Source organism: Aurantibacter sp. UH7 (assembly GCF_056839165.1).
The window spans coordinates 1,920,768-1,936,156 of the sequence record NZ_CM166388.1 but is presented as its reverse complement, the minus strand read 5'-3'; the positions used below and the strand labels follow the sequence as shown (position 1 = coordinate 1,936,156).

Annotated in this window: 16 protein-coding genes; 15 read left to right on the top strand and 1 reads right to left on the bottom strand. The window is 35.3% G+C overall.

All coding sequences use genetic code 11. The features are described from left to right. Positions 1 to 43: 43 nt before the first annotated feature. The 14 genes from hemA to UH7x_RS08150 all read left to right on the top strand — a co-directional run bounded on the left by hemA (position 44) and on the right by UH7x_RS08150 (position 12,226). Positions 44 to 1,315, top strand: a complete 1,272-nt coding sequence (gene hemA / locus UH7x_RS08215) for a glutamyl-tRNA reductase (RefSeq protein ID WP_482363590.1) — start codon at positions 44 to 46, stop codon at positions 1,313 to 1,315. Beyond that, entirely contained in the window at positions 1,308 to 2,903 is a 1,596-nt protein-coding gene (gene hemC, locus UH7x_RS08210; protein ID WP_482363242.1) for a hydroxymethylbilane synthase, read from the top strand. The genes hemA and hemC overlap by 8 nt, the downstream gene beginning before the upstream one ends. Before the next feature lie 23 nt (positions 2,904 to 2,926). After that, positions 2,927 to 3,955, top strand: coding sequence for a uroporphyrinogen decarboxylase (gene hemE / locus UH7x_RS08205; protein WP_482363241.1), 1,029 nt, complete (start codon positions 2,927 to 2,929; stop codon positions 3,953 to 3,955). Positions 3,956 to 3,994: 39 nt separating this feature from the next. Beyond that, complete coding sequence (locus tag UH7x_RS08200) at positions 3,995 to 4,528, top strand: GNAT family N-acetyltransferase (protein WP_482363240.1); 534 nt, start codon at positions 3,995 to 3,997, stop codon at positions 4,526 to 4,528. Continuing rightward, positions 4,525 to 5,430, top strand: a complete 906-nt coding sequence (gene hemF / locus UH7x_RS08195) for an oxygen-dependent coproporphyrinogen oxidase (RefSeq protein ID WP_482363239.1) — start codon at positions 4,525 to 4,527, stop codon at positions 5,428 to 5,430. The genes UH7x_RS08200 and hemF overlap by 4 nt, the downstream gene beginning before the upstream one ends. A 30-nt stretch (positions 5,431 to 5,460) precedes the next feature. Then, positions 5,461 to 5,619, top strand: a complete 159-nt coding sequence (locus UH7x_RS08190; RefSeq protein ID WP_482363238.1) for a hypothetical protein — start codon at positions 5,461 to 5,463, stop codon at positions 5,617 to 5,619. Between the two features lie 2 nt (positions 5,620 to 5,621). Continuing rightward, positions 5,622 to 6,011: a YchJ family protein gene (locus UH7x_RS08185; RefSeq protein WP_482363237.1), complete on the top strand. Its 390-nt coding sequence runs from the start codon at positions 5,622 to 5,624 to the stop codon at positions 6,009 to 6,011. Continuing rightward, entirely contained in the window at positions 6,008 to 6,646 is a 639-nt protein-coding gene (locus tag UH7x_RS08180; protein ID WP_482363236.1) for a hypothetical protein, read from the top strand. Before UH7x_RS08185 ends, UH7x_RS08180 begins: the two co-directional genes overlap by 4 nt. Before the next feature lie 21 nt (positions 6,647 to 6,667). Continuing rightward, entirely contained in the window at positions 6,668 to 7,657 is a 990-nt protein-coding gene (gene hemB, locus UH7x_RS08175) for a porphobilinogen synthase (RefSeq protein ID WP_482363235.1), read from the top strand. A gap of 44 nt (positions 7,658 to 7,701) precedes the next feature. Further along, positions 7,702 to 9,036 carry a serine hydrolase domain-containing protein gene (locus UH7x_RS08170; RefSeq protein WP_482363234.1) on the top strand — a complete coding sequence of 445 codons (1,335 nt, stop codon included), beginning with the start codon at positions 7,702 to 7,704 and terminating at the stop codon, positions 9,034 to 9,036. Positions 9,037 to 9,073: 37 nt separating this feature from the next. Then, positions 9,074 to 10,192, top strand: a complete 1,119-nt coding sequence (locus tag UH7x_RS08165) for a CNNM domain-containing protein (protein ID WP_482363233.1) — start codon at positions 9,074 to 9,076, stop codon at positions 10,190 to 10,192. Next, entirely contained in the window at positions 10,192 to 10,665 is a 474-nt protein-coding gene (locus UH7x_RS08160) for a methylated-DNA--[protein]-cysteine S-methyltransferase (protein WP_482363232.1), read from the top strand. The genes UH7x_RS08165 and UH7x_RS08160 overlap by 1 nt, the downstream gene beginning before the upstream one ends. 301 nt (positions 10,666 to 10,966) lie before the next feature. Continuing rightward, positions 10,967 to 11,680: a 3'-5' exonuclease gene (locus UH7x_RS08155; protein WP_482363231.1), complete on the top strand. Its 714-nt coding sequence runs from the start codon at positions 10,967 to 10,969 to the stop codon at positions 11,678 to 11,680. A gap of 87 nt (positions 11,681 to 11,767) precedes the next feature. Beyond that, complete coding sequence (locus UH7x_RS08150) at positions 11,768 to 12,226, top strand: FKBP-type peptidyl-prolyl cis-trans isomerase (protein ID WP_482363230.1); 459 nt, start codon at positions 11,768 to 11,770, stop codon at positions 12,224 to 12,226. An 11-nt stretch (positions 12,227 to 12,237) separates the two neighbouring features. On the opposite strand, the gene UH7x_RS08145 is transcribed toward UH7x_RS08150, so the two are convergent. Next, positions 12,238 to 13,212: an endonuclease/exonuclease/phosphatase family protein gene (locus UH7x_RS08145; protein WP_482363229.1), complete on the bottom strand. Its 975-nt coding sequence runs from the start codon at positions 13,210 to 13,212 to the stop codon at positions 12,238 to 12,240. A gap of 76 nt (positions 13,213 to 13,288) precedes the next feature. Between UH7x_RS08145 and hflX the strand changes: the two genes are divergently transcribed. After that, positions 13,289 to 14,503, top strand: coding sequence for a GTPase HflX (gene hflX, locus UH7x_RS08140; protein ID WP_482363228.1), 1,215 nt, complete (start codon positions 13,289 to 13,291; stop codon positions 14,501 to 14,503). Positions 14,504 to 15,389 lie beyond the last annotated feature (886 nt).

Genomic DNA, 15,389 nt, shown 5'->3' with positions numbered 1-15,389 from the left:
TAGAAGATGAATGCCATTATTTTTGCTTCCGTTTCACACTCACATGAAAGGTTACCACTTATCAAAACATAGCTCGTTCTATACCATTGGCCTAAACTACAAAAAGGCTGATGCGGTAATTCGTGGTAAATTTAGCCTGAACGACGCTTCAACTAATAACTTATTGGTACAAGCCAAGGAAATTGGTTTAGATGGCATCTTAGCCACCTCAACCTGTAACCGTACCGAACTTCATGGTTTCGCGCAACATCCTTTTCAGTTAATAAAATTACTTTGCGACAACACTAAAGGTTCGGTTGAAGAATTTCAAGAAGTTGCTTATGTATATAAAAACAACGAAGCTATAAGTCATCTATTTAAAGTTGGCACTGGTCTTGACAGTCAAATATTAGGTGATTTTGAGATAATTAGTCAATTGCGATCTAGTTTTAATCGCTCAAAAAAACACGGACTTGCAAATCCTTTTATAGAAAGATTGTGTAATTCAGTTATACAAGCAAGTAAACGCATTAAAAACGAGACCGAAATATCTTCAGGTGCTACTTCTGTTGCTTTTGCTTCTGTTCAATATATTCTTAGAAACATTCCTGATATTTCGCAGAAAAACATCTTGTTATTTGGTACCGGCAAAATAGGAAGAAATACCTGTGAAAACTTAATAAAACATACGAAGAACAACCATATCACTTTAATTAATAGAACCAAAGACAAGGCAGAAAAAATTGCTGGTAAATTTAATTTGGTGGTTAAAGATTATGGAGACCTTCAAACCGAAATACGTAATTCTGATGTTTTGATTGTTGCAACTGGCGCACAATCACCAACGATTTCTAAAGAATTAATCTACAATAAGAAACCGCTATTAATATTGGATCTTTCTATTCCTAAAAACGTCTCAGATGATGTTTCTGAATTAGAAAATATTACGCTTATTCATTTGGATCATCTTTCGCAAATGACAGATGAAACGCTAGAGCGTAGAAAACTTTTTGTACCTCATGCAGAGACCATAATCAAGGAAGTGAAAGGTGAATTTAGCCAGTGGCTAGAAACCCGAAAATTTGCTCCTGTAATCAAAGCTTTAAAACAAAAGCTTAATACGATGAAAGATGAAGAGCTCGATTATCAGTCGAAAAAAAGAACTGATTTTGATGCACAACAAGCTGATGTTATTTCTGGTCGTATCATTCAAAAAATTACCAAACAATTCGCCAACCATCTTAAAGGCGATAACGTTGATTCCGATACAAGCTTAGAACTTATTCAAAAAGTATTTCAACTAGAACTTGATCCTGTTACCACAGCAAATGAGTAAAACCATACGCATTGGCACTCGCGATAGCGAACTAGCCTTATGGCAAGCAAACACCGTTAAGAATAAATTAAATGAACTTGGCTATGTCACCGAAATAATCGCGGTGAAATCTACTGGCGATTTAATTCTAGACAAACCACTTCATGAACTAGGCATTACAGGCGTGTTTACAAAAACACTCGATGTTGCTATGCTCAAAGGTGAAATTGATATCGCCGTTCATTCTATGAAAGATGTTCCAACGGTTTTACCTCAAGGTATTGTGCAAGCCGCTGTACTAGAAAGGGGTAACCATTTCGATATCTTAGTCTATAAAAATAACGAAGAATTCCTCGGACACCGCGATGCTACAATTGCAACAGGTAGCCTTAGAAGAAGAGCACAATGGCTAAACAGGTACCCTACGCATTCACTAGTAGATTTGCGCGGAAATGTTAATTCACGAATGCAAAAATTAAACGATAGCGAATGGAACGGCGCTATTTTCGCTGCTGCCGGATTAGAACGTATCGGTATTGAACCCGAAAATACTATTGGTCTCAGTTGGATGATTTCAGCACCTGCACAAGGCACTGTGATGGTTGTGGCAATGCATGATGATGAATTTGTGCTTGAAGCTTGTGCTTCGCTAAATCACGAACCCACTGAAATCTGTACAAAACTTGAGCGTGACTTTTTAAATAAATTAGAAGGGGGTTGCACTGCTCCAATTGGGGCACTTGCAAAAATTTCTGAAGAAAATGAAATTACGTTAAAAGGTGTTTTGTTAAGTGTTGACGGTGGTAAAAAGCTTGAAGCTGAATTAAGTGCTCCTGTTGGTAAACACGAAAACCTTGGTATCGATTGCGCAAATAGTATATTAAGTAGAGGTGGAAAACGCGTAATGAGCGAAATGCAAAAAGCCACATTAAAAGATAATGGTGCAGAAGCCACTATCTTCTCAACAAAAAAACTGACGCACGACCAACAAAGTCGCGTGAATGATAAATTAAATATTGACTCTGAAGACTTTATAAAGATTAGTCCGAATCGTCTTTCTGCAGCAACCTTGAAGCAAGAATACCAAAATGTTGTAATTACAAGTCAGAATGCTGTAGACGCTCTGTTAAAAAACATTTCAGCCGAAGAATTACAATTTAAAAATATCTATTGTGTAGGCAGAAAAACAAAGCGTTTAATAGAAAAACGTATTGGGCCTGTTAAACACAGTGAGCGAAATGCAAAAAAATTGGCTGCATATTTAGTGGATTTTATTGAAGGTATAGAAGTAACTTATTTCTGTAGTAATATTAGAAGAGACGAGTTGTCAGAAGTATTGGAGGCAAATAACATTCAAGTAAATGAGCTCATTATTTATGAAACGAAATACGCTGCACGGGTTCTCAATGACAGCATAAAAGCTGTTATATTCTGCAGTCCGTCTGCAGTTGAAAGTTATTTAACTTTGAACAAGGCTGACAAAATAGCCTATTGCATTGGTGAAACTACCGCAACAGAAGCTAGAAAAAACTTTAAAAATGTACGAGTAGCTAAAATACCTACAGTCGAAAGTTTAATAGATTTTATTAATGAGGATGCTAATAGCTAGCAGCTAAAAGCTATTTACACGATATGATTAAAAACGATTTATTTCTTAGAGCACTAAAAGGTGAAACAGTTGAAAGGCCTCCTGTTTGGATGATGCGCCAAGCTGGACGTTACCTCCCTGAGTTTATGGAAATCAAAGCGAAATACGATTTCTTCACAAGATGCCAAACGCCAGAATTAGCATCAGAAATTACAGTTCAACCCATCCGAAGATACGGTATGGATGCTGCCATTTTATTTTCTGATATTTTAGTAATTCCACAAGCAATGGATATTGAGGTTGAAATGAAACCTAATTTCGGACCGTACTTACCCAACCCTATTCGCACTCAAAAAGACGTAGAAAATGCAATTGTTCCCGATGTTAATGATTCGTTAGACTATGTTATGCAGGCTATTAAAGCCACCAAAGAAAAATTGAACGATGAAGTACCGCTTATAGGTTTTGCTGGCTCTCCATGGACTATTCTTTGTTATTGCGTACAAGGACAAGGCAGTAAAACTTTTGACAAGGCTAAGGAATTTTGTTTTACACAACCGGATGCAGCTCATCAATTATTACAGAAAATTACAGATACTACTATTGCTTACTTAAAAGCGAAAGTAAAAGCAGGGGTAAATGCTGTTCAAGTATTTGATTCATGGGGTGGCATGCTTTCTCCAATTGATTATCAAGAGTTTTCTTGGAAATATATTCAACAAATTATTGATGCTCTTAAAGATGAAGCTCCAGTAATCGTTTTTGGAAAAGGTTGTTGGTTTGCTTTAGGTGATATGGCAAAATCAGGTGCAGCTGCACTGGGTGTAGATTGGACATGCTCAGCAAGAAATGCCAGATACCTTACAGGAGGCAACATAACACTACAAGGGAATTTTGACCCAGCTAGATTACTTTCTCCGCCAGCGGAAATAAAAAAAATGGTTACCCAAATGATTCATGAATTTGGCAAAGACAAGTATGTTGTAAATTTAGGTCATGGTATACTTCCAAATATTCCTGTTGAAAATGCCAAAGCATTTATAGATGCGGTAAAAGAATACAAACCCCTATAAATATTGATAAAATACTTTTGGGTATAAAATAATTACAAAGTGATTGTTTCGTTCGAAAATTACAGTATCGATAGCATTAATGAAAAATATGCTTGGCGTATTTGTGATTTAATGACTGTAAATTCTGAACGTTTTAAACGCTATTTCCCTAAAACATTAGAACAAAATCTAACCCCTGATTTATCGAAATATTTCGTTGAGAAAAAAGTAAAGCAGTTCCACAAAAAAGAAGAATTTCTTTTCGTTTTAAAATCAAAAAATGATCGTAAAGTTATCGGCCTTATTTATATCAAGGAACTAGATTGGATTAAAAAACAGGCAGAACTTGCCTACTGTATCGACTATCAATACGCTGGAAAAGGAATTACAACAGAAGCAGTAAAACACCTTTCCGACTATGCTTTTAATCACTTATCGCTCTTATCATTACAAATAATTGTTCATGAATCTAATAGTGCAAGTATAAAAGTGGCTGAAAAATGTGGTTATATTTGGAAGCAAACATTAAAAAACGAACATACCCCACCTAACGAGGCACCGTTAGATATGGAACTTTATGAATTATATAAATGAAAGATAAATTCTACGCTTACATCCAAACATTACAAAATCAAATCACCTCAAAACTTGAAGAGATTGATGGACAAGCTAAATTCAAAGAAGATAAATGGACACGCGCAGAAGGTGGCGGTGGTCTTTCCAGAGTTATAGAAAACGGTGCCGTATTTGAAAAAGGTGGTGTAAATATTTCTGCTGTTCATGGTTCTTTACCAGAAAGTATGCAGAACTATTTTGGTGTTAAAGATGCAGATTTTTTTGCTTGCGGACTGAGCTTAGTAATTCATCCCAAAAATCCAATGGTGCCGACTGTTCATGCTAATTGGCGCTATTTTGAAATGTATGACAAAAAAGGAAACATCGTAGATCAATGGTTTGGTGGCGGACAAGATTTAACTCCTTATTACCTTTTTGATGAAGACGCTACGCATTTTCATTCGGTTTGCAAAAAAGCCTGCGATGCACATAATCCCGATTTCTACCCCACTTATAAAAAGAAATGCGATGACTATTTTTATAATTCACATAGAAATGAGGGCAGAGGTATTGGCGGACTATTTTTCGATTATTGCAAAGCAACTGATGCAATGTCGATGCAAAATTGGTTCGATTTTGTTTCTGAAGTAGGTGACAGTTTCTTAGAGGCTTATTCCCCAATTGTTGAAAAAAGAAAGGAATTAGATTATACTCCTGTTCAACGCGATTGGCAAGAAATTAGACGAGGTCGTTATGTTGAGTTTAATCTTGTTCACGATAAAGGAACCTTATTCGGACTCAAGACAAATGGACGTATCGAAAGTATTTTAATGAGTCTGCCGTCTCATGTGCAATGGCGCTATAACTATCATCCGGAAAAAGATAGTGAAGAGTCGCGATTAATTGAAGTTCTTCAAAATCCGAGAGATTGGATTTTATAAATTGATAGGAGACGGATAATAGAAGGTAATATGGCTAAAAAAGGAAAAGCAAAAAACACCGTCAATAAAGCGAAGCATACAAAGCTGCTAAATAGAAAAAAAGCTAAGCTAAAAAAGGAGCAAAATACTCGTAAAGAACGGCTCAAAGAGATTGCTAAAATGAAGCAGTCTAAAAACGAAGAACTTTAAACATGAATAAATGTTACTGTGGCTTACCGGATGAGTATTCTAAATGCTGTGGAAAGGTTCATTCAAACATTAATAATGCAACGACAGCAGAACAATTAATGCGGTCAAGATATTCAGCTTTTGTATTGGCGGATGGCAACTATTTAATGAAAAGTCATCATTCATCAACAAGACCACTAAAAGATAAAAAAGCAATCATAAAATGGGCAAAATCCGTAACCTGGGTTAAACTTGAGGTTACAGCCAAAACAAAAGGTAAAGAACATGATGATCAAGGCACTGTAACTTTCGATGCTTATTATTACGCGAACGGCAAATTAGAAATCATTCATGAAAAATCAGCCTTTAAAAAAGAAAATAAACATTGGACATACTTAGGTTTGGCAACATGATATCATTTAAAAATGTCTTAGTTTTTACATTCTTTGGCCTACTCCTAATTGGATGTCAATCGAAAAAAGGTAAAAGTGAATTGGAAATCATCTTCACTCCAGACACTCTAAATGTTGGCTATACCTATTGGTGGCCAGAATCCGGACCTTTTATTGGCAATTGTGGCGAAGAGCTTTCACTGGTTTTTACTGGTATAGTTAAGCAAATAGATAATACCACTGAAGATGCCGGACCATTATATACCTCTCAAAATGGAATTGTAGCAATTGACAAAGTCTATAAAATCAAAGAAATTGGCACCAATACATATACCACACAAAAGTTTTTTAAATCGGATTGTTTTAATGAATCTGGATTACAAAAAGGTGATCGCGTTTTAGTCTTTTGTTACGATTATGAAGATGATTATAGTATTCCTGGAGGCCAATCAATATTAAAAATTGAATCGCTTGAAGACCCGCTTATTACTTCTATTCGAAAATATATTGATAGCGACCAAAACGCCAATAAATTAAAAAAGGATACAGGACTCTGGGCTACCCAAAATCTTGGGCGAGCATTAGAAGAGATTATTGAATGCCAGAATGAGATGAAAAATAATTCAGATACCGCTAAAACTAACGGGAATGAGTAAATTTATACTATAAAAATAACTATGTATCCTTTAAGAAGAAACCGCAGACTAAGAAGTAACGAAGCTATTCGAAATCTAGTACGTGAAACTGTAATAACTCCCAATGATTTTTTAGTGCCCCTTTTTGTAGTAGAAGGTAAAGGCGTTCGCGAAGAAATCGCCTCCATGCCGGACTATTATCGTTTGAGTCTTGATAACTTAGAAAAAGAAGTCAAAGAATTATGGAATATGGGACTTTGTGCTGTTTTACTTTTTGTAAAAGTACCCGATAACCTAAAGGACAATTATGGCAAAGAAGCTTTAAATGCAAACGGCTTAATGCAATTAGCTATTAAGACCGTTAAAAATGCATGCCCAGATATGTTGGTAATGACAGATGTGGCTTTAGATCCATATTCTATTTATGGACATGACGGAATTATTGAAAATGGCAAAGTATTGAATGATGCATCTGCTGAATTTTTAGCAAAAATGAGTGTTTCTCATGCTCTTGCTGGCGCCGATATCGTTGCTCCAAGTGATATGATGGATGGTCGAATTCAAATTATTCGAGAATCTTTAGAAACTGAAGGCTTATTGGACACCGGCATAATGAGCTATAGCGCAAAATATGCAAGTGCTTTTTATGGCCCCTTTCGAGATGCTTTAGATTCTGCTCCCGTAGATTTAGTTGATATTCCAAAGGATAAAAAAACCTATCAGATGGATTTTGCCAATCGCGAAGAAGCTATACGTGAAACCAGAATGGATATTGAAGAAGGTGCCGATATTGTAATGGTAAAGCCCGGACTTTGCTATTTAGATATTGTTCGAGATATAAAGAACACTTTTGATGTTCCAGTTGCGGTATATCAAGTTTCTGGAGAGTACGCCATGCTGAAGGCGGCGGCTGAAAAAGGATGGTTAAATCATGATGCTGTTATGATGGAACAATTGCACGCGATTAAAAGAGCAGGTGCTAACATTATAGCTAGTTATTTTGCTAAAGATGTAGTAAAGTTGCTTGGGTAGGTTTATTTAAACTCACTTACAATTTTTACTAAAATGTTATACAAATGAATAAAATAATTTTTATACTAATTGGTTTATTGTCATTTAGCCTTGTTGCCCAAGAAGGAGCAAACACCTCATTAAACATAGGATTATCCGATGAACTCACACAAGGATTTCCATCTGAAGTAGGCCTTGATTCGGCCTACATTTATCAAAAGGTTGATTCAATAATGACCCTTGGCATAGAAAAAGAAGCTTTCCCAGGGGCCCAATTATTAGTTGCTAAAAAAGGTAAAATTATTTTTCACGAAGCTTACGGTTTTCACACCTACGACAGTATTCAACCTGTTGCCTTAAATGACATTTATGATTTAGCATCTGTTACCAAAGTTACAGCAGCTTTACCTGCTTTAATGAAATTATATGATGAAGGTGAAATCGAATTAGACAAACCCTTTAGTACCTATTGGAAGCCATGGCAGAAGAAAACTGATAAAAAAGATTTGACCGTTCGCGAGGTTTTAGCGCATCAGGCTGGGTTAACACCATATATTATCTTCTTAAACGAAATAATTAAAAAGAATGGCAAGCTTAAAAAACGTTGGGTAAACAATCATCCAAGTACAAAATATAACAGCCATGCTTATGAAAACTTGTACATCAGCAATCGTTTTAAAAAGAAGATTTATCGCGAAATAAACAAATCTACTGTCTCAGATGAAAAAAAATATAAATATTCGGGACTTACATTTTTACTGTACCCACAGATAGTCGAGAATATAACGGGGATAGAATACTCGGCCTATTTGAGAGCAAATTTCTATGACCCTTTAGGTAATACTACAATGGGGTTTAATCCGAAAGAAAGAGGGTTTCCAAATAAAATCGTTCCAACAGAATCGGATACTATATTTAGACATACCCTTACAAGGGACTGGGTACATGATGAAAACGCTGCTTTAATGGGTGGCATTTCTGGTAATGCCGGGTTATTTGCTACTGCTGAAGACCTAGCACGTTTAATGCAAATGTATATGAATAACGGAGTTTACGGCGGCAAAAGATATCTTAAGGAGGCAACCCTAAAAGAGTTTACTCGTGTACAATACCCCGAAAACGAAAATAGAAGAGGACTAGGTTTCGACAAACCATTATTGGATAATTCGGAACAAGAACTTAAAGATGCCTACCCAGCTCCACAAGCTAGTGCCAATAGTTTTGGGCATTCTGGCTTTACAGGAACTTTTATTTGGGCCGACCCAAAAAATGAAATGGTTTTCATATTTCTTTCTAATCGAGTAAACCCATCAAGAGACCATCGAAACCTTTATAGCTTAAACATTAGAACTGCTTTGAATTCTGTATTTTACAAGGCTGAAGATAGTAATTTGAATTAGCATTTTTCTTAGTAAATTTGTGCCTTAAAACCACCATATGGGTCTGCTGATCTTTTTCGCAATTGTTTCTATATTTTTCTCATTTCTCTGTTCCATTTTAGAAGCAGTCCTACTTACCATCAACCCAACTTTCGTCAATATCAAGAAAAAAGAAGGCAAAGCCTATGCGGAAACCCTCGAAGAACTTAAAAAGGACGTCGACAAACCACTAATTGCTATTTTAACATTGAATACCATCGCACATACAGTGGGTGCAATTCTAGTGGGCGTACAAGCTAAAGTTGCATATGTTGAACTTTATGGAAATTCTACGAGATCCTTTTTTGGAATTGAATTTACCGAAGACCTTATGGTAGGGGTGGTTTCAACAATCATGACCATCTTAATTTTGGTAGCTTCAGAAATTATACCAAAAACCATTGGGGCAACATATTGGAGGCAATTAGCCAATTTTACGGCTAAAACTTTAAAAATAATGGTCTTAATCTTAAAATGGACCGGATTACTTTGGATATTACAATTGTTCACTAAACTGGTTGGTGGCAAAGGGCACCACGGTAGCGTTCTTAGCAGAGATGATTTTAGTGCCATGGCCGATATCGCTCATGAAGAAGGTGTTTTCGAACAATCTGAATCTACTATAATAAAAAATCTCTTGCGTTTTGATGAGGTAAAAGTCAAAGATGTGATGACACCTCGTACAGTTATGAAAATAGCATCAGAAAGTCAAAGTATTCGTGAGTATTTTGATGAAAACCCAAAAATGCGTTTTTCGAGAATTCCGGTATTTAATGAAAAGGTAGACCATATTACGGGCTATGTTCTTAAGGATAATATTCTAGAGGAATTAGTTCATGAAAATGGAGATACTCCTTTAGGCGAAATTCGACGTGATTTACTTATAACAGATAGAAACACGCCAATACCTGAATTGTTTGATACACTAATTGCGAAAAGAGAAAACATTGCTCTAGTAGTTGACGAATATGGTTCTGTAAGTGGAATTGTAACCACAGAAGATGTTATAGAAACCTTATTAGGTCTTGAAATAATGGACGAGAGCGATAATGTAGCAGATTTACAGCAATTAGCACGTAAGAATTGGGAGCTTAGAGAGCGTTCTGTTAATATTGAAAAGGATAATAAAAAAGAATAATGGAAACCGCCTTTATTCATACTCCACTGGGTATTGCAAAAATTCTTGGTGATGCCGATGGACTTCAATCGATTACTATCTTAAATAATAAGGAAACTATTACAGATGTAATTCCCGAAGTTTTAGAAGATGCTGTTTACCAAATAAATGAATATTTTGAAGGTAACAGACAAAACTTCGATTTAGAATTAAACCCGCAAGGAACAGATTTTCAACAAAGGGTATGGAAAGCACTTTCAGATATCCCATTCGGTAAAACAACTTCATATTTAGATTTATCTAAAACTTTAGGTGACGTAAAAGCTATTCGAGCTGTGGCGGCAGCAAATGGTAAAAACCCGCTTTGGGTTATTGTTCCCTGCCATAGAATTATTGGTAGTGATGGTTCTTTAACTGGGTATGCTGGTGGCTTACACCGCAAAAAATGGCTTCTAGAGCACGAAAGTCCCGTAAAACAACAATCACTTTTTTAATTATAACCAACCGCTCAGTTTGCAACTAATTTTCGGACTTAAATAATTTTCAAATAGTTGCCGTTCATCGAAAAAATGCTGTTTTACATAGCATTCGCATTGTTTATTATAAAAAACGTTTGACCTATTACAGACCACATAGTCGGTACTGGCAGTTTACCCATAATTCGAAATTTTGACTAAAACTAACTTTGTTTCATCGACAGAAAAATGTAACTAAGCGAACCAACTTAACATTTCACAGTACAAATTTTGTATCTTGTTTTGCAAGATTTTCTAAAAAAAATTACAAAAACAACTGATGTTGCAAAAACTCAATTTAGAGCATATTCTATTTCTAGACATTGAAACCGTCCCGCAAAAAGAAGGTTTTGATGAGCTTGATGATGAATACAAATCGCTCTGGCAACACAAAACACAATACCAACGTAAAGATGAATTCACTGCTGAAGAGTTTTATGATAGGGCTGGGATTTGGGCTGAATTTGGTAAAATAGTTTGCATTTCTGTCGGATACTTTAAATACGAAGGAAGTGACAGAAACTTTAGAGTAACTACTTTTCATGGAACCGAAATAAAACTCCTTAAGGAATTTAAAAATTTAATTATCACTCATTTTAGCGGAACACGACATCTACTCTGTGCGCATAATGGCAAAGAATTCGACTTTCCATATATTGCGCGACGAATGATAATAAACAGTATTGAATTACCGTACAAACTAGATTTATTTGGAAAAAAACCTTGGGAAGTAGCCCATTTAGACACTATGGATTTATGGAAGTTTGGCGACTATAAAAACTACACCTCCCTAAAATTAATGACAAAGGTACTCGGTATTCCCTCTCCGAAAGACGATATAGATGGAAGTCAAGTGCGCGATGTGTTTTATGAAGAAGACGGTATTGATCGCATTATAAACTACTGCGAAAAAGACACTATTGCCGTTGCACAGGTACTGCTGCGTTTACGAAACGAACCTATATTAGCAGCAGATGAAATAAGACACGTCTAATTTATTATAGCATTTAAAAAAAAACGCTATTCCTTTATAAAAGGTATTGCTTTTCTATATTTGTCATCAAAAAAATAATTTCCTACTATGAAATACGCTGTTTCCCTCTTAATTATACTTATTTGCTTCTCATGCGCTAATGATAAGAAAACTGAGCAAATCGACTATACAGTCCAAAATGAACAAGATATTATTGCCTATATCGCCGAAAACAATTTAACCGCTCAAAAGAGTGCCACCGGACTACATTATGTAATAAACAACCCTGGCGCAGGTGAACAACCTACATCTAGTTCAAATGTAACTGTTGCTTACAAAGGCTATTATCTTAATGGATCTGTATTTGACCAAAGTGATTCAGAAGGAATCTCGTTTGGCTTACAAAATGTTATTAAGGGTTGGACAGAAGGCATAACGTATTTTAAAGAAGGTGGAAACGGTATTCTATTAGTTCCCTCTCATTTAGGTTATGGTAGTGCAGATTCTAGAGGAATTCCTGGTGGTTCAGTACTTATTTTTGATGTTAGCCTACTTTCGGTTAACTAAAAATACCCCGGTTACTTATTATATTTTAACTGAATATACACTGGAAAGTGGTCGCTATAACCCCCAATATATTTACGACCTACATAGGTTCGATAAGGAGTTCCTGAGTATTTGCCTTTTAACTCCTTTAAGTATTTTTCATCAAAAATATTAGCATGTGCAAAACTATGCGTGCCTTTTTCATAATTAAAGAAATTATGAGAGAATAGAATTTGATCAAATAAAGACCATGACCGTTTGTAATTTGCACTACCTCTTTCATCAGTTAATAGCTTCTCCATGGGATTATACAATGTGGTATCCTCCTTTAAAGTAGTAATACTTTTCTCGAATGGACCATCATTAAAATCACCCATCACAATATAATTTGGCTCAAGAGTTTTCATTTCTATTCGAGACATAAATTCTTTAAGGGTCTCGGCAGCCTTGACTCTTTTAAAATCCGTTTCTTCACCTCCATCACGTCTAGATGGCCAATGATTAACAAAAACATGCAGCTCCTCACCATTAAGCTCCCCTTTTACATAAAGTATATCACGGGTAGTGTCACGTACTCCATTTTTTTCAATTAACAACAAAGTGATAGGTTCTGAATGTAAAACCTTAAAACTAGCTTTATGATAAATTAATGCCGTATCAATACCGCGTTCATCAGGTGATTCATAATGCACAAAACCATAATCAATTTCACGTAAAGGCTCGGTATCAATTAAATCTTGTACCACTGTTTCGTTCTCAACCTCAGCAACACCTACTAATACTGGTGGACTATCAGAAGAATTTTTTCCTATTTCTGAAATCGTTTTAGCTAACTTGTATAATTTACGCTTATACCGCTTCTCAGACCATTTTTTAAAACCTCTTGGCGTAAAATCATCATCTAAAGTACCTGTATCACTTTTAGTATCGAATAGATTCTCGAGGTTATAAAAGGCAATAGTACTAAGCGAATTAGGCTTCTTTCGCTTTAGAAATGATAAAAACATCTATTCATTAGTATTTGATAGTCTGTAAAAGTACGAAATCCGAGGTATTGATTAGATTTGCAGCAGATAATTAGGTATGCTAGAGAAGAAAACAATAGAATATGAAAAAGCCATATTGATAGGTGTTATCAATAAGGAGCAAAGTGAAGAAAAAGTAAGTGAGTATTTAGACGAACTTGAATTCTTGACTTACACTGCCGGTGGGGAAGTCTCAAAGCGTTTTGTACAACGTATGGATGTGCCCAACCCAAAGACATTAATAGGTAGTGGTAAAATGCTAGAAGTTGAATCTTATGTGAAAGAACATGACATAGGCTCAGTAATTTTTGATGATGAGCTTACCCCAGCTCAGCAAAAAAATATAGAAAAAATATTAAAGTGTAAGATTCTTGACAGAACAACTTTAATTTTGGACATTTTCGCACAACGCGCACAAACAAGCTATGCACGAACTCAAGTAGAGCTAGCGCAATACGAATATCTTTTACCAAGACTAACAGGACTCTGGACACACTTAGAGCGACAAAAAGGGGGAATTGGAATGCGTGGTCCTGGTGAAACTGAAATTGAAACAGATAGGCGTATTGTTCGTGATCGTATTTCGTTACTCAAGAAAAAATTACAAAAGATTGACCGGCAAATGGAAACACAACGTGGCAATCGTGGCGCATTGGTTAGAGTTGCTTTAGTTGGATATACCAATGTTGGCAAATCAACACTAATGAATGTAATTAGCAAAAGTGATGTGTTCGCTGAAAATAAACTTTTTGCTACACTAGATACAACTGTGAGAAAAGTAGTGATTGGCAACCTTCCATTCTTACTTAGTGACACTGTAGGATTTATTCGCAAACTACCAACTCAATTAGTAGAAAGCTTCAAAAGCACCTTAGACGAAGTTCGCGAAGCAGATTTATTATTGCATGTTGTAGATATTTCACACCCTCAATTTGAAGAACATATTGCATCCGTAAATAAGATTTTGGCCGAAATAAAAAGTGCTGACAAGAAAACGATCATGGTCTTTAACAAAATAGACCAATATGAACATGAAGTTATTGACGAAGATGATTTAATAACAGAAAGAGGTAACATCCATTTTACTATTGATGAATGGAAAAAGACCTGGATGGAGAAAATTGGTGATCGTGCCTTATTTATTTCTGCGCTCAACAAAGAAAATTTAGATGAATTTAGAACTCGAGTATATCGTGAGGTAAGGGACATTCATGTAACTCGTTTTCCTTATAATAATTTTCTTTATCCTGAAAACTTAGACGAATATCAATAATCATATGAAGTAAGTTAGTGTGTTTCATCGAAGAAATTTACCGTTCATATTTTTCACAACATTTGGCGTATAGTTCACAACAATTATTTAACGAAATTCAAATTCCACCATATATTTACAATGTAATTAAGTGATAGTGTTGACCCCAAATCGAACTCTGAACTTGACCAAAAAAAATGACGGTTTCCCTAAAGCCCGACTTTTAACCTACTTAAAGTAAGACCCAATCTTACGAAACCCTACTTATCAAATAAAAAACGCCCCTTTTAGGGGCTTTTTTTATATTAATACTTATGAAATAATAATTTTAACTAATACATTATCAGACTTTTATATGCATTTTATCGAAGAAAATGACCGTTCATATATTACACAACAATATAAGCTTGGTTCACAACAATAATTTAGTCATAACCTAATACTACCATACATTTACAGTGTAATTAAGTATTAGGCTTTACCCCAAATAAAGCAAATACATTAAACAAAACCAAAAGCGCCTTTTTCCCCAAATCGGAACTTTAAAATATAAAAACTACTTATTCAAAATCTACTTAACCTCAAAAAAAAAGTCCCTTACTTAAAGGGACTTTTTTTTTCTGTCTAAGTTCAATTCTTAAAAAATGTTATTCAGTAACTACTCATTAATTATAAAAAAATACCTGATCTATGTAATTCATCGAAGAAACTTGGACGTTCGTATTTTTCACAACATTTTAGCCTGTCTACACAACAATAATTTAGTCCATTTTAAAAAGCACCATACATTTACATTGTAATTAAATGATAGCTTATCTAGATTATAATTAAAACGATATACAAGCGCCTTTTTCCCCAACTAGGAACTTAACCAACAAACCAATTTAGACCAAACCTACTTTAAAAC